A 22,470-nucleotide genomic window follows, 5' to 3' on the forward strand; every position below is an offset into this window, starting at 1 on the left:
AACCAAAACCTTGGGTTGCCACGCAAACTGGCTTTAAGAGGCGCCTGTCGCCGCGCCCGGTGAAGCGGCGGGGCTGTAAACGGCGTTATTCCGGCGGCGTCTGGTCGCCGTCGCCTAACGGGCGCTGCATAAACACGGTATCCAGCCAGCGGCCGTGTTTAAAACCGACAGATTTCAGGGTGCCGGTGACGCTAAAACCGGCTGCAAGATGCAGCTGAATGGACGCCTGATTCTGGCTGTCGCCGACGTTACCAATCAGCTGGCGAAAGCCCTGCATTTCTGCCCAGTCCACCGCCCGGCGCAGTAAGGCTTTTCCCGCACCGCGTTTCTGAAAACCGGGGGCGATATAAATAGAATCCTCCAGCGTATGCCGGTAGGCGTAACGCTCGCGATATCGCCCGAGGTAGCAATAGCCTTTCACTTCCCCTTCATGCAAAACCACCAGCCAGAGCAAACCGGCGTCTTTGATTTTCTTCAGACGCGCGGCCATTTCAGCTACAGAAGGCGGCTCTGTTTCAAAGGACGCGGTGCCGTGCTTAACGTGGTACGCATAAATTTTCTGCATTTCGGCAACGTGCTGTTCATCCGCTTCAATAATTTCCATTCTTCCGGGTTCTCGTCAGTCATTTTCATCCAGCCTACACGTTTCAGAAAGAATCGGGCAGTGGAGTGTTGCCGACGGCACCGGATATCGTTGAGAACCCGCATCATCTGAACATTATGGAGCTGGAAGGCGCGCAGTTACCGTGTGTGCTCGATGATCCGAAAGTCGATGTGGCGATCATCAGCACCACTTACATTCAGAAAACCGGGTTATCGCCGGTCCATGAAAGCGTGTTTATCGAAGACAAAAACTTGCCTTACATGAACCTGTTGGTGACGCGCGAAGACAATAAAGAAGCGGAAAACGTGAAAGAGTTTCTTAAATTCTATCCGTCGCCGGAAGTGCCAAAAGCCGCCGAGAAAATCTTCAACGGTGGTGCGGTTCTTGGTTGGTGATTGTTTTCTATTAATAGAAAGGATAAATCAGAATTGACGCGTTTGCCTGACAGCACGTCGTCAGGCAAAAGCTTTTTTCTTTTTACGTCCTGACAGCTTTACGACTTATGCTGTTTCGCAAACTCGTCTTTGGCTTTCTGCAATTGCTGCTGGAAAGCGGTGTTGGTGTGCAATGTTGCGACAACCGCCGAGCCGACAATACGCGCCGCATCGACATCGCTTTGCCAGTGATATCCGCAAATCACGCGGCTCTGGCCTAAATCGAAACCGCGCTGAAGGATTTGATCCTGGCGCTGCGGGTTAATTTCCGTCAACACCAGCGCCGTCGCCCAGCCGATGGAGGTGTGACCCGACGGATAAGATCCATTCTTAGACAGTTTATCCTGCTCGGTCGTGTTGCACGTCGGAACGCCGTAGAACGCAAACGGACGAATTCGCATGTACTTCTCTTTTGCTGAGCGGGTCGCGAGATCGCCCGCATCTTCAATCATGTTGGTCAGCAGCTTATGCAGCTCCGGCGACTCTTTCGCCGTGATCGGTGAACCAAATGCTGTGGAGAACGCATTTGCGACGCCGCCCGCGCTCAGGTTGGCATCTTCAGCCGCCTGCTTACCGCGTTCAGTCGAGCGCAAAAGCCGCCCTTGTTCGTACATCGCCTGATCGTTGAGAAACGCAATACTGCCCACAGCCGGCGGCGGCGGAAGCAGCGCCAGGCTGTTGATTGCCTGATCGTTTTTCAGATAGTACAAGTCTGGTTTGGTGGTCGCATCGTTGCCGGTGAGGGCAAAGGCATTGACAGAGAAAAGTCCCGCGAGACAAAAAGTAGCAACAATTTTCATGAAGGTTTCCTTACGGACCGCTGATTTTCATTACGGACTCATTTTCGTAACATTTGTTAACATGTGTAAGTAAACCAAATTCCCCACCAAAAAAAATGCGCGAGATCTCAAAATTGGGAATTTGTGGGTTTAGGTGTTGGGTTAAGAAAGAGGAAGTACCTGAAAAACATACACCTAAATCATGGGGTTAGATCTTGTGATTACAGGAACATCCCGCGCCATTGCTTAACTCTTAAATAAAAGCCTTTTCAAGATGAAATAAAATAGAGGTAAGGTATCGTTAAAATTATTAAACATTATTGTTAAATTACACGATAAGATAATGGTTGTATTTCATAAGTTAATTAATAAGCTTTTATAATTAATAGGTATCTTGTTGTTTTAGAAAGTGAATGGATATTTACTGAATTAACAGCTTCTTTTAAACAACCAACCCGTGGGGTATAGTCATTTCCACGGAATATCCGTATTGCTTTTTAATTGCACATCCGTTTTTAATAAACAATGAGCGTTGACTCTTTCATGGGTAATGTGACTGAGTTATCTTAATTCCCAACGTAAATCATAGTCTGTGTTATAAGGAAATATACATATGTCTTTCAAGAAAAGTTTAGTTTGTTTAGGTTTCGCTACTCTCGCTTTCTCTTCTGTCAGCATGGCAGCAGATTTTGGTGTGAGCACCGGTACCGTTGATTTCAACGGTACTATCGTGAATACCCCATGTTCAATTACTGCAGCCAATCAGAATCTGAAAGTGGATTTAGGCAATGTGCCTGCTGCTGACTTCGCTAAAAAAGGGGATATCGGCGGAAGTCCTAAGCAATTCACTATCGTTCTGAGCAACTGTACAGTTTTAGCTGCCCCATATAAAGCGACCGTATCCTTTGGTGGTTTGGGTGCTGATGTTGGTAAAACATCTTTGGCTACCAGTGCAGGTCAGGATACTTCCGGTCAGCCTGTAGCGACTGGCGTAGGTATCAGAATTGTTGAGGGTAACAGCACTACTCCAGTTGTATTGGATAAATTTGGTACCGCTGTAGATATTACCCAGCCAGAAATGCATCTGGAATATGCAGCTCAATATGTTTCTATTGCTGATGCTGTTACCCCAGGTCTGGCGAATGGCCATGCTGACTTTACCGTGGCATACGAGTAATTAGTTTTCTGGTTACTTTAATTAGCTAAACAACAGTGCTGTTAAAAACAGCACTGTTGTCTTTTAACTGATTACTTCTTTCGATGTTAATTAAAGGTTTAATTTTATGAAAAAGCTCACTCTTCTTTCAGTGTTATTGGCTATGGTCGTTTCCCCTGCGGTGTTCGCAGCTGAAACAGGAGGCATCGCCGTAGGAGCAACGCGCGTTGTATATAATGCTGACAGCAGGGAAGCGTCGCTTGCGGTGATTAACCACAGCGGAGCACAATATTATTTAATACAGTCCTGGGTGGATGACAGCACCGGGAATAAAAAAGTCCCATTCACCATTACACCGCCGCTTTTCCGTTTGAACGCAAATAAAGAAAACATGTTGCGTATTATTAAAACCGGTGAAGGGTTGCCGCAGGATCGCGAGTCCGTTTATTGGGTGAACGTGAAGGCTATTCCTCCTGCACCAGAAGGTGGCGGACAAAATACGCTGCAACTGGCCGTTAAAACACGGATTAAAATGTTCTATCGACCTAAAGGCTTGCCGGGTAATGCGGCCGAAACCCCTAAAAAACTTGAGTGGCATCAGCAGGGGAATGAACTGATAGTGAAAAACCCAACAGCCTTTTCTGCATCCTTTAATGATATTAAGGTCGATGGAAAGGAAGTGCAGGACACTAAACTAGTCCTTCCGCAAAGTGAAACACATTACAAAATTGATTCTGCACATGTCAGTAAAGTGACGTACAGATGCATTAATGATTTCGGTGGTCTGACAGAAGAAATATCCGATCCTGTTAATTAAGCTGTTTTATATTTAGTTTTTGGTAAAAATAATGGCCTCAGAAAATAAGCATAAATTAAGTAATGCGGGAAAGTTGCGCCTATTATCTGAGGTTGCATTACCACGTTATTTCAAAATCAAACTTCTGGCGTTACTTATCGGCTATTCAGGGATGAGTTTCGCTGACGCAGGTTTTAATCCCGCACTGCTTGAAAATGTCGGCGCCGGAGATGTCTCTGACCTTTCAGTCTTTACCAAAGGAGATAGTCAGGCTCCCGGAAAATATACCGTTGATATTTTTGTTAATAATGCTCCGGTCGACCACAAAGAAGTCAGTTTTTATTCCGATAAAGACAATATTAATCCGGAAGGCAGCGGACTGATCCCGTGCCTGACGCTGGAACAATTGAAACAGTACGGGGTCAAGCTTGAGGCTGTACCTGAATTAGCCGCTATGGCTAAAAAGGCCAGTGAGCAAAAAGAATCACCGGAGTCACCCGCGAACACGCCCGGCGAAAATGCATCTGCGGCAACAGACGAATGCATTAATTTTATCAAAATTATTCCTTCTTCCGCTGCGGCATTTGAATTTGATAAGCAGGCATTAAACCTCAGCTTTCCTCAGGCAGTGATTGCACAGTCGGCACGCGGCTACGTGGATCCTTCGCTGTGGGATGAAGGAATTAATGCTCTGCTGATGGATTATAACTTCAGTGGATCCAACGGAACTAGTAAGTACAGCGGGTCAGAGAAGTCTCACGATGACAGCTATTACCTGAGCCTGCGCAATGGCATTAATTTCGGGCCGTGGCGTCTGCGCAATTATTCGACCCTGAATGACTATAACGGTATTCGCGAATGGCAGAATATTAATACCTATTTGCAGCGCAGTATCATCTCACTGAAATCCCAGCTTACGCTGGGTGACGGCAATTCAGGCAGTGACGTTTTTGACAGTTCCCAATACCGTGGAATGCAGCTTGCGTCAGACGATCAGATGTTGCCAGACAGCCAGCAGGGGTTTGCCCCTGTTGTGCGTGGTATTGCTAAAACCAATGCCCAGGTCACCATCAAGCAGAATGGCTATACCATCTATCAGGGCTACGTTTCCCCCGGTGCGTTTGAGATTAACGATCTTTACGCCAGCGGTGACAGTGGCGATCTGGACGTCACCGTAAAAGAAGAAGATGGCAGTACGCAGCACTTCGTTCAACCTTACTCTGCTGTGCCTATTTTGCAGCGTGAAGGGCACATGAAATACAGCCTGACTGCTGGGCAATACCGTGGCGGCTATGGCGGTGGCGATAAGCCGAACTTTGCCCAATTTACGCTGATTCGTGGTTTTTCTCATGGTTTTACGTTCTACGGCGGCTCTCAGGCAAGCAAAAACTATATTTCTGCGGCTCTGGGGATTGGTAAAAACCTCGGCGATATGGGGGCGGTGTCCGTTGATGTGACGCAGGCAAAAACAGATTTGCCCGCAGGTGAAACGTCCAAGGGGCAGTCATATCGTTTCCTGTACGCCAAATCATTTGTGGATACCGGAACAGACTTCCGCCTCTTGGGTTATCGCTACTCCACAAGCGGGTTCTATACCATGCAGGAATCGGTAGATATGAATAATCAGGATACCGATGATACGGATTACAACCGTCGCCACCATAAACGCAGCCAGGTTCAGGGCTCCGTTACCCAGACGCTGCCTGATAACTGGGGATCGTTCTACTTCTCTGCCAGCCTGCAGGATTACTGGGGCGTTACCGGCAAAGAAAAAACGTTGCAGACCGGTTACAACAACGCATGGAATAGCATCAGTTATAACGTGGCGGTCAGCCAGACTACTAACCCTGACGAACCGACCGATACGCTGGTCTCATTTAATATTTCGGTTCCGCTGAGCAAGTTTCTGCCAGGGGCTTACGCCACATACAGCATAAACCACGACAGCAATGGGCATATTAGTCAGCAGGCGGGTTTGAGTGGCCAGGGAATGGACGAGAGACTCGACTATAGCGTAAATGCGAATACCGGTAACCAGGGCGACAGCACTGGCGGAAGCGGCAGCCTGAATTACCGTGGCGACCACGGTAACAGCAATTTGGGTTACAGCTATACACAGGATTCACAGCGCTGGAACTACGGGCTATCTGGCGGCGTCATTGCTCATGCACATGGCGTCACGCTTTCTCAGCCCTTGGGTGAAACGATGGTTCTGGTTGAAGCACCGGGTGCCGGCGGTGTGAGCACCACCAACGACAGCACGGTAGGAACTGATTTTCGGGGTTACGCGTTATTGCCCTATGTGACGCCTTATCGTCGGACTACCGTGGGGCTGGATACCACGACCTTCGGCAGCACCATAGATATCAGCGACAACATCAAAGATGTGATCCCAACACGCGGGGCCATCGTGCGCGCGAAATTCCACACTCAGGTGGGTTACAGGGTGTTAATGACGCTCATCCGCCCGGACGGTAAATCAGTGCCCTTTGGTGCCGTGGTTTCACAGCTGGCCAGCGACCAGGAAGGCGAAAATACGGCGATTGTCGGCGACGGCGGCGAAACCTACCTGAGTGGTTTACCTGAGGAAGGGAAACTGATCGCGTCCTGGGGGAAACAAGATGGCCAGAAATGTGTGGTGACCTACAAGCTGGATATCACCAAATTAGAGAATGCCTTAATGACTCTGCAGGCGAAATGCCTGCCGGGACTGGAGTGAAATAACTAACATGACCAAATTAAAATATTGGATAGCCGTTGTCCTTGGCTCGTTGGGTATTCTGTTTGTTCAGACAACGTACGCTGCTTGTACTGTTGCCCCTACACATGTTTCGGGCGTAACAACTGTACATATTTCAAAATATGGTATGAACTATCCTATAACAAGAGGGGAGTTTGTATTTTATTCATCTTCTCAGGTAGTCACAAATTGCGGAGGTGCTTTAGGGGGCATTCGATTTACAGGGCCTAAGTCGTTAACTAAAAGTTCTGATACTCAGGGCAATGATGCCTGGGAATTAGCCGGTTCTTCATTCGGTATTGAACCCTTTGTTAACTATATTGGGCCAGGGACGACTATTTGGGCAGACGGCGAAGGTAGTACAGGTAATTTTTTGAAATTGACAACGCAGTATGGAATTAATATGGTGTCAATTTCGGCCCTTTCACCTCCTGATGGTGCAAGTAGTGTCGTTTATAATATTTCAGAGCCCGTTGGATATGTATGGTTTGGAAGTGAAAACTATAATGTTGAACATATTGGTGTTTACCTTGATAGCCTGACGGTCAATTATGTTGTGACATCCTGTGGGATAAATGCAAAACAAGGATCGACCATTAACTGGCCCAATTTATATAAGGCAGAAATCGTTAATGGGACGGCGGAATCAAAACCTTATGGGTTGTCATTTATCTGTGGTGATGCTTCAGCTCCGCCATCGCCCATCAATATTAGCTTCAGCTCTACTAATGGTTTCGCTGATGCTGCCAACGGCATTGTGAAAACAAACCTGGAGAATCTGGGTATAAAGCTCTCCTGGGCCAATCCGGCATTACCTCCTCTGGTATTAGATCAGGTTAATCACAGTTCTTTGTCTGGCGTGGGAGATTATACCGTCATGGCAAAACCGGTCAAATTATCAAAGTTGACTGATGCGCTTCAGGCCGGGCAATTTGATACTACCGTTACCATGAATATAGAGTTTGAATGAAGATGAGAAAAACACTTTTATGCTCAACTCTGTTAATATCATCAATGTTTTCTTCCCTGAGCATTGCCGATATCCCTAATCAGGTATTGCTTCATTATACAGGAACCATTGTTAGTCAGCCTTGTGACATCTCTATTGGGGCTACCACAACGCTAGATTTGGGCGATCTGGATATCGCCACTCTCTCAGAAAAAAATTCAACCAGTCCCTGGCTGAATTATAATATTAAGTTTTCGCATTGTGATGTTTCGACAAATATCCTTGTGGGTAGCTCGGCGATGGGTAATACATGGAGTTATACTTCTAATACCTTTGGGGTGTTTGATAGCCAATCAAAGTTACTTAGTAATATTGGCCTTAAGGTGATGACAACCGTAGCCGATAAGGATATAGACATGTATACAAAGTTCAATGCGACTGGTGGATGGATTGTAATCACACCCATGCAGCGTCTCGGAGAGAGCGCAACAAGTTACAACCTGCCAATAAAATTCAGTTTCATGAATTTGACCGGGGTCGCACCTCAACCTGGGGGAATTACGGGTGTCTATACTATAGTCGTTGAGTACAAATAATGTTGAAAAACTCACTTCATAAAATCACACTACGGCGTTTTTTTAATTCTGTCATATGTGTGGCACTAATATGCCCATTGTCTGTATACGCCAATGAATATAAATTTAATATTAAGGCTAATTTAACGTTTTCCTCCTGTACTGTTAACACAGAAAACTTAACATTTAACCTTTATATGAACGCCGTCGATCTGGAAGCGGCAGGCAGCAGTTCGGATTGGCAGGCGTTGCCCGGACAAGTTATTAAATTATCTAACTGCTTTGGTGGAACCCATAGCGTGGATGCGACCGTGAGCGGCATGATGGATGACGATGACACTGACGGTTTTAAAAACCAGAGTGCCGCTGAGAGCCCTGCGAAAAATGTCAGTGTACAGCTGAAATCCGGGGAGCAGATGCTGCACAACAATGATGTGATTACTACAAATATTAAAGCTGACCACACCGTTGATATTCCACTGGCGGCACGCATGTACACAGCGAAAGGGAACGTAATGGCCGGCGACGTCTATTCCGTGATCAATCTGACGTTATCCTATAAATAGTTTTTGGAGATGATAACTATGAAAAGCTTCAAGGCTATGCCAAAAAACCTATTACTGATACCCGTGACGCTGGCCTTGCTCACTGCTTCGGGCGCGGTACTGGCGGTGAATTCCAACAATGTACAGGTCACCGTGAAAGGCACTGTCGCCAGTTCAGGCTGTACGGTTGTCGGCGGGCCTTCGCAGACCGTGGATTTAGGCGTTGCCAGCCCGGCGATACTCAATTCCTCTAGCTCAGCCTGGGTCTGGAAAACGTTTCCGATAGGCCTCGAACATTGCCCGAGCGGCATGAATAAAGCCACTATCACCTTTAGTGGTCAACCGGACCCGGTGAATCCGTTGTACTATAAAAATACGGCGGTAGCATCGGAAGGGGTTGCTGTCGCCGATAACGTCGCGATTGAATTCACTCCGTATCCGCAAGGTAACAATTTAAGTACCGGCACACAAATGGTCACAACGGTAAACAGCGCCACCCATCAGGCTGTGTTTAATGTGCAGGCAAGAATGATTATGCCTTCCGGGCGTGCTACCGCAGGGAAAGTTTCGGGGCATATCGATTTCACTGTAGAATATCAATAATGCGAGATACGCCAATGCAGAGGAAAATTAGCCAGGATGAATGACTTATGAAATTAATAAAATAAGTTTTTCGAGAAGACATTATTAAAGTCGTGAGTCCGAAAGCTGAAAGAGTGAAGTGCGATAAGATTATCACCCTCTCATCGCATTCCTGAAGCTGCAGATTGTTATTTTTGCTTCTCTTCTTCAGCCATTTTAGAAATTAAACTTTCTTCAATTTTAGTAATGATTTTGACAAAATTTTCGTTACTCATCGCGCTTTTGTTGTAATTAATATACAAATCAGCCGGGTCAATATTAAAATTCGCCTCAAGGATTTTTAATCCCATCGCATCAGCGTAATTTTCAGCAAACCATTTTGGAATAAAACTGATATTGTTGGTTTTCGCAGAAACTGCGGAATTTACGATGAGCGAACTGCTGTTAAAGGCAAAGCGACGTGTTTCAAAATTTAGATCAAGATCCCGTTGTACTCTTTTCAATCCTTCCGTGTTTACATTCAAAAAAGTGGTCGATTCAATTTTCATCTCTTCAATAGTCAGTGACTGCTCAAGGCGAGGGTGATCTTTCCTGCATACCGGAACAACATGATCCTTCATGCAAAGTTTGGATATTATGGAAGCACTGTAATAAGGTTGAGTGTCCAGGACAATATCGGCCTTACGATAAGTAAGGATTTCTTCCCCGTTGTTTTGTAAAGCGTCTGCGGAGAGATGAACCAGTTCACAGAGAATGTTGCTTTTCTCGATGTAAGTACAAAGGTCTGGCAGCATGCGCAAGGCAAGATAGGGGGAAGCGTAGACGACAATACGGTAGGGCGTAGTTTGTGCTGAAAAATTGATGACAGAATCAATCAAATCCCCGAAATTTTTACCAATATGAGCATGGAGTTTTATTGCGATAGTCGTTGGCTCAATTTTCTGCCCCGCACGTAAAAATAACGGATCTGAAAAGTGTAAGCGTAATTTATTCAGTGACTGACTGATTGCTGAGCCGCTTGAATTTAACGTTTCTGCTGCTTTTTTAACACTGCCGTGAGCGAATATAACTTCAAAAATTAATAATAAATTAAAATCGAAGGTGTGAATTCGCTCGAAGTTTGATAGGTTTTTTTTATTTGGCATGGTAGCTGTAATTCCTGAGGGGTAATGCGTATAAACGGTTCGTAAGAGTAAGTGAAATTTGTATCTGAATTTTATAGTGTACTGGTTTAATAAGGTGAAAGGTTATTATACAGGTCAAGTATAGCTCATGATTAAATTTTGTAAATATTAATTTCTTCCGGCGGGAGTTATTGGTTGTTTTTAATTAGCAGTTTGAAGGAATTAAGTTTAAAAAAAGAAGTAAAAAAGCTAATTCATAATAATTGACGGTGCTAATTGCTAATATAGAAGAGGGTGTTGTACTTTTTAACTTTTTTCCATAATGGATTTTTGAAAAGTAGTGTGCAGGCTGAAGGGTATAACAATTTCGTAAAAGTGAAAGTGGTGTCCCTACAGGAATACTTTATTAATAATAAGATACTGTTTTTTATATGAATTTACTTTGGATTTCTTTTTATGTTATACACATTTCTATACACTTTTTGTTAAGCTCCGTTAAAAGCTTATGATTTGAAAAAAAAAGTATTCAGACAGGGGGTATTTCAGGTTGCTCTACCATTTTTACAATTTGTTACATAAATCATCCCCCTCTTTAATCAACGCTCACCACCATTCCTCATCAATCAGGAAATACTAAAAGCAACTAACGAATACTAAGGAATATTAAGGAATACTATTGAACCCCATTCACCAGTGTTCACCATCACTCCTCATTATTTAATTTTGAATATTCACAGTATTGCATTTACACCCCCCCTTATTTACAAGTCAAACTTATAATGGCAGTCTTAGCGCATCCGACAACATCTGAGAATGTCCAATATTAATCTATCTTTTAACTAGGGAGAGTCATGTCTATAAATAGTGGAAAAGAATTTCAATCTAACTCATTAAGATTAATTAGGCTCGCCTCTGTGATCAGTGCTACAGGTTTGCCAAGGTCAACACTCTACAAAATGATGAAGTGTGAAAAATTCCCTAAGAACGTAATGATTGGTGAACGCTCTGTTGCGTGGGTTGAAAGTGAAATTGAAGATTGGATTAAAGAGAATATTAAAAGAAGGAGTTAGAAATAATGGGTAGAGAAGAATTAAACTTTTGTAAAGATAGCAACATTGATCAAGTGCTTAACTATAAATCTATCACCTTCGGTGAAGGACACTCTGATGGTGGTTATGCCATTCGCGCTATAGAGATTAAACGCTTTAATAAAATAAAATTACTATGTGAGAAGTTTAAAGAATTAACCGGGTATGAGGTTCCTTATACTGAGTGTAACGCATCAGAAATGAACCTCTTGGTAGAGCATGGGGTGAGTGTCATTTACGCAGCTAATAAAGCGTATAAAGATGCTTTGGCTGATGCAAAAAGTGTTGATGATGACATTGCCCAAGCTCATAAAGGTAAATGTAGCGGATTTGGCGGCTATGAAAGTCTACGCGCTTATTTGCAGGATCTCGAATACAGAAAAGACCGTGTCGATGGGCATATTGCATCAGCCAACAAACTCTTAACTGAGCGTCGAGAGCTGTTAGGTATGTTACGCCAGCAGGCAGAGATATTATCCGCGTGCAATGTGCCTGGTTTGATGCCGGTTATTCTGACGCGAATACCCACTGAGTATCTTACAGGGTGCCCTATTAAAGAGACTTTTTTTGATAAGTCAGCTAGCCCGATTTTCTTTGCATGGAAAGAACTTGATGCTCTTGAAGCAGCAATACAAAGGATTGTTTTTTTATGTACTAAACCTACAAATAAATACGAACTAAATAATGGAGGTGAAAAGAAATCTCACTATTATCGCGAATATTACAGTATTCAAGGTTCTGAGTTACGCCAAAGAATGACAGCTATTGATTATGTATCCAATAAGTATCAGCATGATCAAAGCTTTAGCACTAAAATCAGAATGATGAATTCATCAATTTAATTTAAAAGGAATTATATATGAAAGCACATGCTATTCCTGAAATGGCAAAACAGTTTCATCAGCTTTTTACACGTGGTGCAGACTATTTTAGTAGTAACAGAAAAGGCGACTTCACCATCTCGGATCCCGCTGAAAACTCATTGCAAATAGCCATGTTGGAATCAGGCTGGATGATGGGGAATATCACCCTGCGTGATATTGATAGACCTTCCGGGCAGGCAATTGAAATTGGTGATAATTCGCTGCACACTGGACGGGAATTATCAGGACGTTTCAAAAAGAAACTGTTTGTTAATGGTACGTCTTTTGAATTGGTTGAAACAGATTCGTGTGCCTCATTATCTTACGAACAGCTGGGGCAACTCGCTAACATTAATGGTTTTGATAAATTTGTCGCTCTGATCTCTGACTTTTTCGGCCGCGCAGTATCTCTGGATATGCTGCGGGTTGGGTTTAACGGTGAATATGCCGGACTGCCTACTAATCCCATTGAGAACCCGAAAGGGGAAGATATTAATACCGGCTGGCATGCTATCGCACGAGAATTTAACAAAGGTTCCCAGGTCATCATTGAAAAATTCAGCCTGGGCGAAGGGGGTGATTATCCGCATCTGGATGCTCTGGCCAATCAGCTTATCAAAGATAAAATCCCTGAAGCCTTCCGGGAAGATCCGCGTCTGGTTGTTTTGGTCGGCGCTGAACTAGCAGCGCACGAACGCCTGCGTTTATTTAACGCCGCAGACCGTTCACTTTCTGATACTGCTGCGGCGCAGCTGTTGACCAGCTCTGTTGCAGGCCGATTTGCATTTGTTCCACCATTCATGCCGGGTAAACGTCTGGCCATTACCACGCTGGAAAATCTTCATATCTACACGCAGAAAGGATCACGTCGGTTCCGCGCTGAATTTGTGGATGATGCGGGAGAGTATCAGCACGCCTATTTACGCAATGAAGGCTATGCGCTGGGAAATGGGTTCTTGTATGCGGCGGCGGACGAAAATGCCGTCACGCTACTGTAGGAGCCAATCATGGAATATTCGCCAATTGCGACGGGCTGGGTATGTGTGGCAACAGAGGGAACCACCATTGATGGGCGCAAAATTGAGCGCTTTTGGATCGTCGATTTAGCCGAAACCTATAATCCTAAATTGTATACCGCGCTTATTTGGGAAGAGCACAATCGTGATTTAGATAACCTGGGCGAAGTTCTTGAAGCGCGTTGTGAAAACTCCGAGGGATTGATGAAGCTTTATGTTCGCCTTCGTCCTACGTCTAAGCTTATGAGTTACAACGAGCGCGGGCAAAAGCTGTTTTGCTCTATCGAAGTAGAAGATGATTTTCGAGACAGCGGACGCTTTTATCTTGGTGGGCTTGCCGTCACTGATAGCCCCGCAAGTATTGGGACGGACCGCCTTAAGTTTAGCGTGAACAAACGCTATTTTGCCCGAAAAGGTTCAAAGACGCGCATCAGCAACCCTATTGCTTTTTCTTTGGCTGACAGTCTTTCTATGGCCGGTAAAGGCTGGGTTTCCGCCATCTCAGGCAATTAATTCATTTTTAAATATCCTGTCACCCGGTTGAATAAAACCGGGTTGGATAACTATTTCCCGGATGTGGAAAATGGATATATTTATGCGTAAAAATTCGTTTATTAATAATAATGGCCGCGCTTGCGATAAACCCATTCTCAAAAAAAAGAGATTGCCCACTGAGAACATCTCAAGTTATAGTTTTCCTGCTGTCGCAAAATCGACAGTCGGGCGTAGGAACCCGAGTCACTTATTGGCGACACGACACGCGCCTAGCGTGTTTTTTTATGTCGTTGCCTTTGCGCACCTGTCTTTAGCACAGTGGTTTTTGAGCCTTTGTGCATATCGAGTAATGGTAGCTCAGGCGGGGCAGCCTTCGGGCTGGCCGGTTTCCAATAAGGCCGGTATTCCTACCCCCGTTTGGGCTACCACCAGTAAGTGTAGGAACTTAGGTGGTAGCAACAACCAATACTTATTGGAGGTTGCCTTATGGCTTCTGCCCATCAGTTTGTCTGTCCGCAATTCACCTATCTATTCCTGGCCGTTCGCCGCGCAGACCTTTGCGCCGTACCTTGCCGCCTCAAAATCACAGCATCTTCCGAAAAGTATGCCCGGCGTACTCTGGCCAAAGACTTTGTGCTGGCCTTTGCTGGTCGCCTGCCTTGCACAACACAGGAGGCGCGTCATGAGCAATAAAGCCCAAAACGTCTTTCCCTATGCTTTCTCAAATGAAGGTCATGACAAAATTCTTAGAGCACATCAGGCATCCGCCTGTCTGGCCGAGCTGTTGGCACTGGCCGCCAGTAACACGCAGTCGAGCATTTCTTTGCAAGGTATGGCCGCCCTTTTTGAGAGCCTGGCGGATCAGTTGGACGGGGCGATCGGATGCAGCGAAATGTTCCAGGGTGAAGTCAAGATGGGGGAAAATGATGCTGAATAAAACGCAGTTAACCTCGGCTGAATTTCGTGCGGCCTTATTGCGGCATTATATTTCTCAGGCGTTTATTTCCCTGATGGTCTCTAAACATGGCGACGCGGTATTTATTGCCGACGATGAAAGCATTCCTCTTAGCCTGGATAAGGTCGCGGCTAATATTATTTATCACATTGAGCATCCCTTTATCCAAAGGCTGGGCGCAATTGAAGGCGGGCGTTTAGCCGCGCAGGAATTAAATAAGATGCTCAAGCCGGGATTTATGAGCGAAGCCATGCAGCTTTCTTCTTACGGCACGATGTGCCTGAGCCGCGTTTATCAGGACATTATTTACGGTGCGCCGGACGGTGAATTTCCCGCAGGCAGCTGCATCATGGATGAACAGGACGGGGAGGCAACGCTATGAGCCACAAGCCGGTATCAGAGGCGATCAGCGCCGCGAAAGGCCGCTGGCCACACATACTTCCCGCGCTGGGTATCACCGTTCCCGCCAACGGCCAGCACGGAGCCTGTCCGAAATGCGGCGGGAAAGATCGCTTTCGCTTTGATGATAAGGGCGGGCGCGGCACCTGGATTTGCTCGCAGTGTGAACACGGCGACGGGCTGGACTTAGTGCGCCTGGTCAGCGGGACGACTGCGGCGGAAGCCGCCAAAGAAGTGGCGGCGGCGTTGGCGATGGCCTCAGCGTCATTATCGACAAATACGCCCGCCAGGAAAGAAGCCTCCCCGGAGCAAAAGCGGGCGACGTGCCTGAAAGCGTATCGTGCGCTGCTGGGTCAGTGCATTCGGGGCGAAAGTGAATATCTGAAAGGGAAGGGATTAGACAACACCGAGGGAATGCTGACGCAGGTCATGAAGCCGTTCGGGGGCGTGGAGTTTATCCCCGGCTCTCTTTTGCTTCCCTTAACCGATGCGCAGGGGGTGCAAACCGGCGCGCAGCTTATTCACCCCAACGGTGATAAACGGCTCTTACCCCATTCCTCGCTGGCAGGCTCATTCATCAGCGTGGTTGAACCGGGCGATATCGCGCCGGAGCAGGTGACGATCACCGAAGGGTTTGCGACGGCGCTCACCGTGTCCAGTCTGACGGACGGGGTTTGCGTGGCGGCCGTCTCGGCAAACAACCTGCTTAATGTGGCGCAGGCCGTGCGTGAAAAGTGGCCGGAGGCGAGGATCATCATTGCCGGGGACAACGATTTTGACGACGGCAAGGAAAACACCGGCAAGCTGTGCGCACAAAAGGCGGCTAAGGCGGTGAACGGCTGGGTGACGGTGCCACCTACCCGGCATAAGGCCGACTGGGACGATTTCCGCCAGGAGCACGGACAGGATCGCGCTAAAGAGGCGTTTAAAGAGGAACTCGTGCTGTTTGGCAAAGGGAAAACCAAACTCCCCCAGGGGTTCCGCCTGACGCAGGAATATCTCTGGTACGACAAACAGGTGCAGAAGTCCGACGGTGACACGGAAATCCGCAACATCAAGCTGTGCAGCCCGGTGCGCGTCACGGCCATCACCTGCGACGAAGACGGCAGCAACTATGGCCGCCTGCTGGAGTGGGAGGATACCAACGGGATCAGCCGAAAATGGGCAATGCCGATGGAAATGCTGGCCAGTGCCGGGGAAGAGCTGCGCCGCACGCTGCTGGTTAACGGGCTGTCGTACATCAATATTAACGGCCAGGCGCGTGCGCACCTGATGGAATACATCTCTCTGTGCAAGCCAGAGCGAAAAGTTACCTGCGTGACTAAAACAGGGTGGCACGGTTCGGTGTACGTTCTCCAGGATGAAGTGATCGGCGTCGGTTCGGAGTCCGTTATTTTGCAGACATCAAGCGTTCAGGGACGGGATTTTAGAACGGCGGGCACGCTGGAAGACTGGCGGGAGCAGGTTTCCCGCTACTGCGTCGGCAACGGGCGGGTGGCTTTTGCCGTGAGCCTGGCGTTTGCCGCGCCGCTGCTTAAACTGGTGGGCGTTGGCGGGGGTGGGTATCACCTCAAGGGTGAATCTACGGACGGCAAAACCACTACCATGAAGGTGGCTGCGTCGGTGTGCGGCGGGGCTGACTTCTGGCACACCTGGCGTGCCACCGGCAATGCGCTGGAAGGCACTGCCAGCCGCCGAAACGACGCCACGCTGATGTTGGATGAAATTCGGGAAGTAGACGGCAGAGAGGCAGGGAACATTGCCTACATGCTGGCAAACGGCCAGGGTAAAGCGCGGGCGAGAACGGACGGCAGCGTGCGAGAAACTAACCGCTGGTGCCTGCTGTTTCTGTCCACCGGTGAGCTTTCCCTGGTCGAACACGCCGCCAACGTGGGGGAAAAGACCTACGCCGGGGTTGAGGTGCGGATGATCCAAATCCCCAGCGACACTGGCAAGCACGGCGTGTTTGAGGAGTTGCACGGTTTTGCAGGCGGTAAGGCGCTGGCCGAACACCTTGAGCAGTCCGTGATGCTGAGCCACGGTGCGCCGTTCAGGGAGTGGCTGCGCTGCCTAACCGCCGATCTTCCGGGCATGACCAGCAAGGCCAAGGCCATGCTGAAAGAGTTTACCCGCAGGCTGACGCCCGACAACGCCGGGAACCAGGTCGGACGCGCGGTGACGCGTTTTGCGCTGGTGGCGATGGCGGGCGAGTTGGCCACCGAGGCGGGGATCACCGGCTGGCAACCCGGAGAGGCATACAACGCGGCCAAAAGCTGTCTGGATGCGTGGATGTATGACCGTGGCCACACGGCGAACCAGGAAGACGCCGCCGCGCTGGAGCAGGTCAGGGACTTCATGACGCGCAACCAGTACAGCCGCTTTGCCGACTGGCACGACTCACACAGCCGCCCGGCTAACATGGTGGGCTTTCGCCGCGTAGAGAAGGGCAGCGGTCAGGAGGAAACGGTGACCACCTTCTACGTGCTGCCTACCGGCTGGAAGGAGGTTACCAAAGGCTTTGACGCCAAGAAGGTGGCCAGGCTGTGCGCGACGGCGGGTTATCTCGACGTGCCGGAGGATGAAGCCAGAACCCAGAAAAGCCTCCGCCTGCCAGAGATGGGGGTTAAACGGGTTTATCAGCTCAACAGCACCGTCTTAGGGTAATACTCTCGCACGAGTCTTATTTATAACTGGTAACAGAGGTAACACTGGTTACAGCCACTCATAGCAAGGCCTCGGCCTGTTACCAGTAAAAAGGGGTCACTGGTAACACTGGTAACAAAGTGCAGAGCGTTACCAGTGGTTACCAGTAATAAATAGGACGAGGTAACAGAGTATTCATATATAAAACAAGGGTGTAACCAGTGTTACCTCTGTTACCAGTCTAAAACGATAAAGCAAACATGAAACCCGGCTTGAGGCTTCTTTCTGGCGGGCTGGGGTTAAGAAGGATAAAACAGGATGCGAGTATTCAAAGTGATATGCCCGGAGTGTGATGCTGCGGCCGTAATAAAAAAGACGCACCGTAAGCATAAGCATTTTGCTGACATCTACTGTTCCTGTTCGGATCCGGAGTGTGGTCACACCTTTGTGATGAATATGACCTTCTCGCATACCCTAAGCCCAAGCGGCAGAACGTACAGCCGAATAGTAAAGGATATTGCGGACAACATTGCGCCCGCGCAGCGAGAAGAAATAGCGGCTTTTCTGACGAATTCGGCAAATGAAGCGAGGGAAGGAGAGCGAAGTAACAGTGAGGCAAAAAGTACGGTTGTACGCCGAAGTTAATCCGGTGAGCGCAATGCTCAAACGCGGACTGACAGATTTTTAGTCTTACATTTTTTTCAGTTTTGATTTTCATCCCTTGTGCTGCCAGGCCACGTGGCGCAAGGGTTCTCACGTTTTACCCCACCTAAAACCCCTTCCCTTTTTGTCTTCTCATTTTCACGTAAAATAGAAAAGTTCTTTCCAAACATGAGGTTAAAAAGCATTCAGCAAGATGGGCAGAACTCTAAAACTGAAAAATACTGAAATTCATTTCAATCTTTTCAGTTTGGGATTTACGAGAGAACCCCATGCGTGGCGCGGTCTGGCGTATCAGTTTGTAGAAAATGAAAACTGAAAAAATTATGCATTGCAAAAACCGCAGGCGGGTGCGGTGTAGTGCAAATTTCGTCTAACTTGCTTTTTGTTTCTTGCTTAATCAATGATAGCGTTGATAAGATGCACTTGCGCAGACGTTCCGTCCTGCATGCTACAATCAATTTTTTAATCACTTAGTCTTAGCTCTTTGAATTAAAGAGCGCCTGATTTATTAGGCTCGACCGGAGACCCCCACCTAGCCTGGCCGGCGACGTGGGACAGTAGCCGTCGGCATTACATCCGGTCAAAAGAATAGAGGCTGTTGCTAAGTGGGTGTTGATCGAAGCATCTCTATTCTTGAACCCCTAGGGTTATGGGGAAGACCGTGATGTAATTTTGCTAAATGGACATTTCAGCATGATCATTAATTACCCAATAAAAAAGAGTGGAGCAAAATCACTTCGTTCGCTTCAGTCCTTAAGTGATGCACTTGATATAAGCCTCTCAGATCTAAATGAAGCAATTAATATCCCAGTTAAGGATCGATACAATAGGCTAGAATTACCTAAGGTCGATGGTGACAAGCGAGTTGTTTTTGACCCGGATCATCGTGTTAGGAAAATTCAACGCAGAATTAATAAAAGAATATTTAAGGAGTTAATTCTGTGGCCGGAATATTTATTTGGTTCAATACCAACTAATAAACACGATAGAGATAATAAAATAGAGCGCCATTATATCGCCTGTGCAGCAAAACATTGCAAAGCTAAAACAATATTAAAACTCGATATTAAAAATTTTTTTGAAAATATACATCGAGATATCGTTGTATCTATATTTGCAAATGTCTTTAAATACAAAGGTGATGCTTTAAATTACCTTGTTGAAATTTGTTGTTATGACGATCATGTCGTACAAGGCGCTTTAACATCAAGTTATATTGCTTCATTGTGCTTATTTGATGTTGAATACGATGTAGTTCGAAGGGCTGAACGCAAAGGATTGGTTTATACTAGGCTTGTAGATGACATTACCATTTCTTCAAAAATTATAAACTACGACATGACTCAGATTAAGTCACATGTTGAAGGTATGTTAAACGAGAAAGATCTTCCAATTAATTTTAAAAAGACAGAAGTGCATAATATATCCACCGAAGCTTTAACTGTTCATGGACTAAGAGTCTCTTTTAATGAGCCTCGCTTAGCGTCAAATGAAGTAAAAAGAATTAAAGCATCAGTTCACAATATCGTTAGTTTATCGCAAAAAAATAACTCAAAAACATCGGAAGCTTATCGTATTGAATATAACAGATGCATGGGGAGAGTAAATAAGTTAGGAAGAGTTGGCCATAATAAGTATAAACTACTTCTAGCAACCCTCAAAAAAATCAAGCCCCAAGCTTCACTATTGGATCTACATTCAGTACATAGATTAGTGAGAGAGTTAGAGTCATTGCATGCACAAGGCAATATCAATAAATTTAACTATAAGAAAAAGTATGATCTTGCTATTTTTAAACTGATTGTAATTAACCGAACAAAAAGTTACAGACCATTTTCTCAATGGATAAAAAATAGATTGCAAGTGATTAAAATATGAAGACAACACAAAAAATAAATAGCATTCTAGTATTAGGTGTAGTGATTTCTTTAGTTGCAATTAGTGGAGCCGTTTTGGGCATTTACTCGTTTCATGAAACTTACAAAATTGAAAATTTGAGTCAAAAAGAGTTCTGTTTGGCTAGTAAATGTCTTGTCGCCTTCGCTGAAAAAACTGAAGGTGTCATAAAGATTTTTGAAGTAACTGCTTGGTTATTGACCATCATAGCTACTATTGGTGGTATGTTTGTAGCATTAATGACTTATAGGACAGGTATTAGAAATAGTAATTTAAGTAATCATATTTCACATCTAAATATGTTTCGAGATTTTATAAATGCAGAGATTTTGAAGAGGAAATATCTAACGCCTGAACGAATAAATATATATCAATGGTATGTGTTGATTTTTCCAGACTCCAAGTATGGCGATGTGAAAGTTTCTCGAAACTATGATAATTCTATATCTGATATTAAAAGTATTGTTAATGTTGCTAATGAAAAGATTTCTGAGGCGACCGGTAAATATGACTATCGCACACATCAATTTAAGATGATTGCCTCTTTGAGTGAAATAGGAATAAAAATAAGCAATGGCGCAAAAAATGAATTTATTGCAGTTGAATTACAGGTTTTTGATCTAATTGATTGTGTGAATATGACATTTACTGATGTAAGTATTGAATTAACTAAACTAGAAAGAAAATATACCTAACCCATAGCTGATATTTTATGAGCATACCACTGCAACATGATCTTTCTGGATTCCAAATATTGCGCATGATTATAAGTTCCTCTAATAGAATTCTTATCAACATGCGCAAGCTGCAACTCAATCCATGCACTATCAAATCCTTGTTCGTGCAAAATAGTACTCATGGTATGCCTGAATCCATGCCCCGTTGCTTTTCCATGATATCCAATCAGCTTAAGCACCTTATTAATGCTACCTTCACTCATCGGCTTACTGGCATCATTGCGACCAGGGAAAACAAGCTGATAACGCCCTGTAAGGGTCTCTAACTGGCGTAGGATATCCACTGCGTGAGTGAATAATGGAACCAGGTGAGGACGCTTCATTTTCATGCGTTCCGCAGGGATCTCCCATATAGCATTTTCTAAATCAAACTCCTCCCATCTTGCTGCCCTTAATTCGATTGTTCGGGTGCCGGTTAGCATCAGCAGCAGCGTGGCCAATTTAGTGATGATGCTGCCTGAATAGGAATCCAGAGCCTTTATAAAAGCAGGGAGTTCATCCGCCATCAGAAAGGGGTAGTGGTTTCTTTTTGGTGTCTGTAAGGCACTGGCCAGATCTGGAGCTGGGTTATACGTGGCGCGGCCAGTAATAACAGCGTACCGGAATACCTCTCCACAGCGTTGGCGTACTTTACTGGCTAATTCGACCGCTCCCCGGCCTTCAATTTTCTGAAGTACAAGGAGCAACTCTAAAGGCTGGATCCCATCAATTGCTCTTTCACCCAGGAAAGGAAATACATTCAGCTCAAGAAGGCGGATCACTGACTGAGCGTAATTCTCTGTCCAGGATGCTTTCTTAGCGGCATGCCATTCCAGAGCAATAGATTTGAAGGTATTGCCAGCAGCGGACATCTGAGCAAGTTTATCGGCTTTGCGGGCTTCACTAGGATTAATACCTTTGGCCAGTTGGGATTTGGCTTCTTCACGTCTGGCACGCGCATCTGCCAAAGAAACTGCGGGATACACACCAAAAGAAATCATTTTTGGCTTACCTGCAAAGCGATATCTGAACCGCCAGCCCTTCGCACCGGAGGTTTCGACGAGCAAAGAAAGCCCATTACCATCATTGAGGGTGAAGGGTTTTTCGGCTGGTTTGGCGCGTTTTATTTGGATATCACTGAGTGGCATGTGTATAGCTCTCTACATCGAACCTGAGTTATACGCAATTATATACACAATTGTTCGAGCTTTTACTGCATTTTCTTAGATGTGTTGAGACGTGTTTTTAGTTTACTGATTTGAAATATATAGATTTTTAGACTTTAAGAGATGTAATGAGAAGTGAAAATGGTGTCCCCTACAGGAATCGAACCTGTAACTAGCCCTTAGGAGGGGCTTGTTATATCCGTTTAACTAAGGAGACACGGGCGCCAGTGGAAAGCGCCCGCGTAGTATACCCGTTTTTCTCTCAATAATAAGACGTTAGCCTGCC

At 45.9% G+C, this 22,470-nt stretch carries 21 protein-coding genes, 1 tRNA gene and 1 pseudogene; 18 read left to right on the forward strand and 5 right to left on the reverse strand.

The window, feature by feature from the left end; genetic code table 11:
* Nucleotides 1–85 precede the first annotated feature (85 nt).
* Nucleotides 86–604, reverse strand: a complete 519-nt coding sequence (locus ACM5QY_RS10650; RefSeq protein ID WP_416120596.1) for a GNAT family N-acetyltransferase — start codon at nt 602–604, stop codon at nt 86–88.
* A 50-nt stretch (nt 605–654) separates the two neighbouring features.
* On the opposite strand from ACM5QY_RS10650, the pseudogene ACM5QY_RS10655 reads away from it, so the two are divergent.
* Nucleotides 655–999 (forward strand): annotated as a pseudogene (locus ACM5QY_RS10655) (MetQ/NlpA family ABC transporter substrate-binding protein); the annotation flags it as partial.
* Nucleotides 1,000–1,097: 98 nt separating this feature from the next.
* Here ACM5QY_RS10655 and phoC read toward each other — a convergent pair.
* A complete protein-coding gene (gene phoC, locus ACM5QY_RS10660; protein ID WP_416120597.1) occupies nt 1,098–1,838 on the reverse strand; it encodes an acid phosphatase PhoC in 741 nt (246 codons plus the stop codon).
* Between the two features lie 592 nt (nt 1,839–2,430).
* Here phoC and ACM5QY_RS10665 point away from each other — a divergent pair.
* The 7 genes from ACM5QY_RS10665 to ACM5QY_RS10695 all read left to right on the forward strand — a co-directional run bounded on the left by ACM5QY_RS10665 (nt 2,431) and on the right by ACM5QY_RS10695 (nt 9,181).
* Nucleotides 2,431–2,994, forward strand: a complete 564-nt coding sequence (locus ACM5QY_RS10665) for a fimbrial protein (protein ID WP_416120598.1) — start codon at nt 2,431–2,433, stop codon at nt 2,992–2,994.
* A 106-nt stretch (nt 2,995–3,100) separates the two neighbouring features.
* Complete coding sequence (locus ACM5QY_RS10670) at nt 3,101–3,790, forward strand: fimbrial biogenesis chaperone (RefSeq protein WP_416120599.1); 690 nt, start codon at nt 3,101–3,103, stop codon at nt 3,788–3,790.
* A 73-nt stretch (nt 3,791–3,863) separates the two neighbouring features.
* The gene (locus tag ACM5QY_RS10675; RefSeq protein ID WP_416120600.1) at nt 3,864–6,488 is read left to right on the forward strand and encodes a fimbria/pilus outer membrane usher protein; all 2,625 of its coding nucleotides are present in this window, start codon (nt 3,864–3,866) and stop codon (nt 6,486–6,488) included.
* 10 nt (nt 6,489–6,498) lie between these two features.
* Nucleotides 6,499–7,479, forward strand: coding sequence for a fimbrial protein (locus ACM5QY_RS10680; protein ID WP_416120601.1), 981 nt, complete (start codon nt 6,499–6,501; stop codon nt 7,477–7,479).
* Nucleotides 7,476–8,054 carry a fimbrial protein gene (locus ACM5QY_RS10685; protein ID WP_416120602.1) on the forward strand — a complete coding sequence of 193 codons (579 nt, stop codon included), beginning with the start codon at nt 7,476–7,478 and terminating at the stop codon, nt 8,052–8,054. Before ACM5QY_RS10680 ends, ACM5QY_RS10685 begins: the two co-directional genes overlap by 4 nt.
* Nucleotides 8,054–8,599, forward strand: coding sequence for a fimbrial protein (locus tag ACM5QY_RS10690; RefSeq protein WP_416120603.1), 546 nt, complete (start codon nt 8,054–8,056; stop codon nt 8,597–8,599). The genes ACM5QY_RS10685 and ACM5QY_RS10690 overlap by 1 nt, the downstream gene beginning before the upstream one ends.
* 36 nt (nt 8,600–8,635) lie before the next feature.
* Nucleotides 8,636–9,181: a fimbrial protein gene (locus ACM5QY_RS10695; protein WP_416120604.1), complete on the forward strand. Its 546-nt coding sequence runs from the start codon at nt 8,636–8,638 to the stop codon at nt 9,179–9,181.
* A 167-nt stretch (nt 9,182–9,348) separates the two neighbouring features.
* Here the strand turns inward: ACM5QY_RS10695 and ACM5QY_RS10700 are convergent, their stop codons facing one another.
* The gene (locus ACM5QY_RS10700) at nt 9,349–10,305 is read right to left on the reverse strand and encodes a LysR family transcriptional regulator (protein ID WP_416120605.1); all 957 of its coding nucleotides are present in this window, start codon (nt 10,303–10,305) and stop codon (nt 9,349–9,351) included.
* Nucleotides 10,306–11,135: 830 nt separating this feature from the next.
* Between ACM5QY_RS10700 and ACM5QY_RS10705 the strand changes: the two genes are divergently transcribed.
* The 10 genes from ACM5QY_RS10705 to ACM5QY_RS10755 all read left to right on the forward strand — a co-directional run bounded on the left by ACM5QY_RS10705 (nt 11,136) and on the right by ACM5QY_RS10755 (nt 20,997).
* Nucleotides 11,136–11,354 carry an AlpA family transcriptional regulator gene (locus ACM5QY_RS10705; RefSeq protein WP_416120606.1) on the forward strand — a complete coding sequence of 73 codons (219 nt, stop codon included), beginning with the start codon at nt 11,136–11,138 and terminating at the stop codon, nt 11,352–11,354.
* A gap of 5 nt (nt 11,355–11,359) precedes the next feature.
* On the forward strand, nt 11,360–12,214 hold the full coding sequence (locus tag ACM5QY_RS10710; RefSeq protein WP_416120607.1) for a hypothetical protein: 855 nt from the start codon (nt 11,360–11,362) through the stop codon (nt 12,212–12,214).
* Between the two features lie 17 nt (nt 12,215–12,231).
* Nucleotides 12,232–13,233 (forward strand): P2 family phage major capsid protein, encoded by a 1,002-nt coding sequence (locus tag ACM5QY_RS10715; protein WP_416120608.1) that lies wholly within the window; start codon nt 12,232–12,234, stop codon nt 13,231–13,233.
* Nucleotides 13,234–13,242: 9 nt separating this feature from the next.
* The gene (locus ACM5QY_RS10720) at nt 13,243–13,764 is read left to right on the forward strand and encodes a GPO family capsid scaffolding protein (RefSeq protein WP_416120609.1); all 522 of its coding nucleotides are present in this window, start codon (nt 13,243–13,245) and stop codon (nt 13,762–13,764) included.
* A 70-nt stretch (nt 13,765–13,834) separates the two neighbouring features.
* The gene (locus ACM5QY_RS26500; protein ID WP_463366389.1) at nt 13,835–14,683 is read left to right on the forward strand and encodes an ash family protein; all 849 of its coding nucleotides are present in this window, start codon (nt 13,835–13,837) and stop codon (nt 14,681–14,683) included.
* On the forward strand, nt 14,670–15,083 hold the full coding sequence (locus tag ACM5QY_RS10735) for a hypothetical protein (protein WP_416120610.1): 414 nt from the start codon (nt 14,670–14,672) through the stop codon (nt 15,081–15,083). The genes ACM5QY_RS26500 and ACM5QY_RS10735 overlap by 14 nt, the downstream gene beginning before the upstream one ends.
* Entirely contained in the window at nt 15,080–17,764 is a 2,685-nt protein-coding gene (locus tag ACM5QY_RS10740) for a DUF927 domain-containing protein (RefSeq protein WP_416120611.1), read from the forward strand. The genes ACM5QY_RS10735 and ACM5QY_RS10740 overlap by 4 nt, the downstream gene beginning before the upstream one ends.
* A gap of 297 nt (nt 17,765–18,061) precedes the next feature.
* Nucleotides 18,062–18,388, forward strand: a complete 327-nt coding sequence (locus tag ACM5QY_RS10745) for an Ogr/Delta-like zinc finger protein (RefSeq protein WP_416120612.1) — start codon at nt 18,062–18,064, stop codon at nt 18,386–18,388.
* A gap of 711 nt (nt 18,389–19,099) precedes the next feature.
* Nucleotides 19,100–20,284, forward strand: a complete 1,185-nt coding sequence (locus tag ACM5QY_RS10750; RefSeq protein WP_416120613.1) for a reverse transcriptase family protein — start codon at nt 19,100–19,102, stop codon at nt 20,282–20,284.
* Nucleotides 20,281–20,997 (forward strand): retron Ec48 family effector membrane protein, encoded by a 717-nt coding sequence (locus ACM5QY_RS10755; RefSeq protein ID WP_416120614.1) that lies wholly within the window; start codon nt 20,281–20,283, stop codon nt 20,995–20,997. Before ACM5QY_RS10750 ends, ACM5QY_RS10755 begins: the two co-directional genes overlap by 4 nt.
* Here the strand turns inward: ACM5QY_RS10755 and ACM5QY_RS10760 are convergent.
* Nucleotides 20,994–22,166, reverse strand: coding sequence for a tyrosine-type recombinase/integrase (locus tag ACM5QY_RS10760; RefSeq protein WP_416120615.1), 1,173 nt, complete (start codon nt 22,164–22,166; stop codon nt 20,994–20,996). The genes ACM5QY_RS10755 and ACM5QY_RS10760 overlap by 4 nt on opposite strands.
* A gap of 160 nt (nt 22,167–22,326) precedes the next feature.
* A tRNA-Arg gene (locus ACM5QY_RS10765) sits at nt 22,327–22,401 on the reverse strand.
* Nucleotides 22,402–22,470 lie beyond the last annotated feature (69 nt).

Source organism: Rahnella sp. PCH160 (genome assembly GCF_047784855.1).
In the GTDB taxonomy this organism is placed as follows: domain Bacteria; phylum Pseudomonadota; class Gammaproteobacteria; order Enterobacterales; family Enterobacteriaceae; genus Rahnella.

Bases quoted from the DNA above. Each gene is read 5' to 3' on its own strand.
- ACM5QY_RS10650 (WP_416120596.1), bottom strand. From the start codon at position 604: ATGGAAATTATTGAAGCGGATGAACAGCACGTTGCCGAAATGCAGAAA.
- phoC (WP_416120597.1), bottom strand. From the start codon at position 1,838: ATGAAAATTGTTGCTACTTTTTGTCTCGCGGGACTTTTCTCTGTCAAT.
- ACM5QY_RS10665 (WP_416120598.1), top strand. From the start codon at position 2,431: ATGTCTTTCAAGAAAAGTTTAGTTTGTTTAGGTTTCGCTACTCTCGCT.
- ACM5QY_RS10670 (WP_416120599.1), top strand. From the start codon at position 3,101: ATGAAAAAGCTCACTCTTCTTTCAGTGTTATTGGCTATGGTCGTTTCC.
- ACM5QY_RS10680 (WP_416120601.1), top strand. From the start codon at position 6,499: ATGACCAAATTAAAATATTGGATAGCCGTTGTCCTTGGCTCGTTGGGT.
- ACM5QY_RS10685 (WP_416120602.1), top strand. From the start codon at position 7,476: ATGAAGATGAGAAAAACACTTTTATGCTCAACTCTGTTAATATCATCA.
- ACM5QY_RS10690 (WP_416120603.1), top strand. From the start codon at position 8,054: ATGTTGAAAAACTCACTTCATAAAATCACACTACGGCGTTTTTTTAAT.
- ACM5QY_RS10695 (WP_416120604.1), top strand. From the start codon at position 8,636: ATGCCAAAAAACCTATTACTGATACCCGTGACGCTGGCCTTGCTCACT.
- ACM5QY_RS10700 (WP_416120605.1), bottom strand. From the start codon at position 10,305: ATGCCAAATAAAAAAAACCTATCAAACTTCGAGCGAATTCACACCTTC.
- ACM5QY_RS10705 (WP_416120606.1), top strand. From the start codon at position 11,136: ATGTCTATAAATAGTGGAAAAGAATTTCAATCTAACTCATTAAGATTA.
- ACM5QY_RS10710 (WP_416120607.1), top strand. From the start codon at position 11,360: ATGGGTAGAGAAGAATTAAACTTTTGTAAAGATAGCAACATTGATCAA.
- ACM5QY_RS10715 (WP_416120608.1), top strand. From the start codon at position 12,232: ATGAAAGCACATGCTATTCCTGAAATGGCAAAACAGTTTCATCAGCTT.
- ACM5QY_RS10720 (WP_416120609.1), top strand. From the start codon at position 13,243: ATGGAATATTCGCCAATTGCGACGGGCTGGGTATGTGTGGCAACAGAG.
- ACM5QY_RS26500 (WP_463366389.1), top strand. From the start codon at position 13,835: ATGGATATATTTATGCGTAAAAATTCGTTTATTAATAATAATGGCCGC.
- ACM5QY_RS10735 (WP_416120610.1), top strand. From the start codon at position 14,670: ATGATGCTGAATAAAACGCAGTTAACCTCGGCTGAATTTCGTGCGGCC.
- ACM5QY_RS10740 (WP_416120611.1), top strand. From the start codon at position 15,080: ATGAGCCACAAGCCGGTATCAGAGGCGATCAGCGCCGCGAAAGGCCGC.
- ACM5QY_RS10745 (WP_416120612.1), top strand. From the start codon at position 18,062: ATGCGAGTATTCAAAGTGATATGCCCGGAGTGTGATGCTGCGGCCGTA.
- ACM5QY_RS10750 (WP_416120613.1), top strand. From the start codon at position 19,100: ATGATCATTAATTACCCAATAAAAAAGAGTGGAGCAAAATCACTTCGT.
- ACM5QY_RS10755 (WP_416120614.1), top strand. From the start codon at position 20,281: ATGAAGACAACACAAAAAATAAATAGCATTCTAGTATTAGGTGTAGTG.
- ACM5QY_RS10760 (WP_416120615.1), bottom strand. From the start codon at position 22,166: ATGCCACTCAGTGATATCCAAATAAAACGCGCCAAACCAGCCGAAAAA.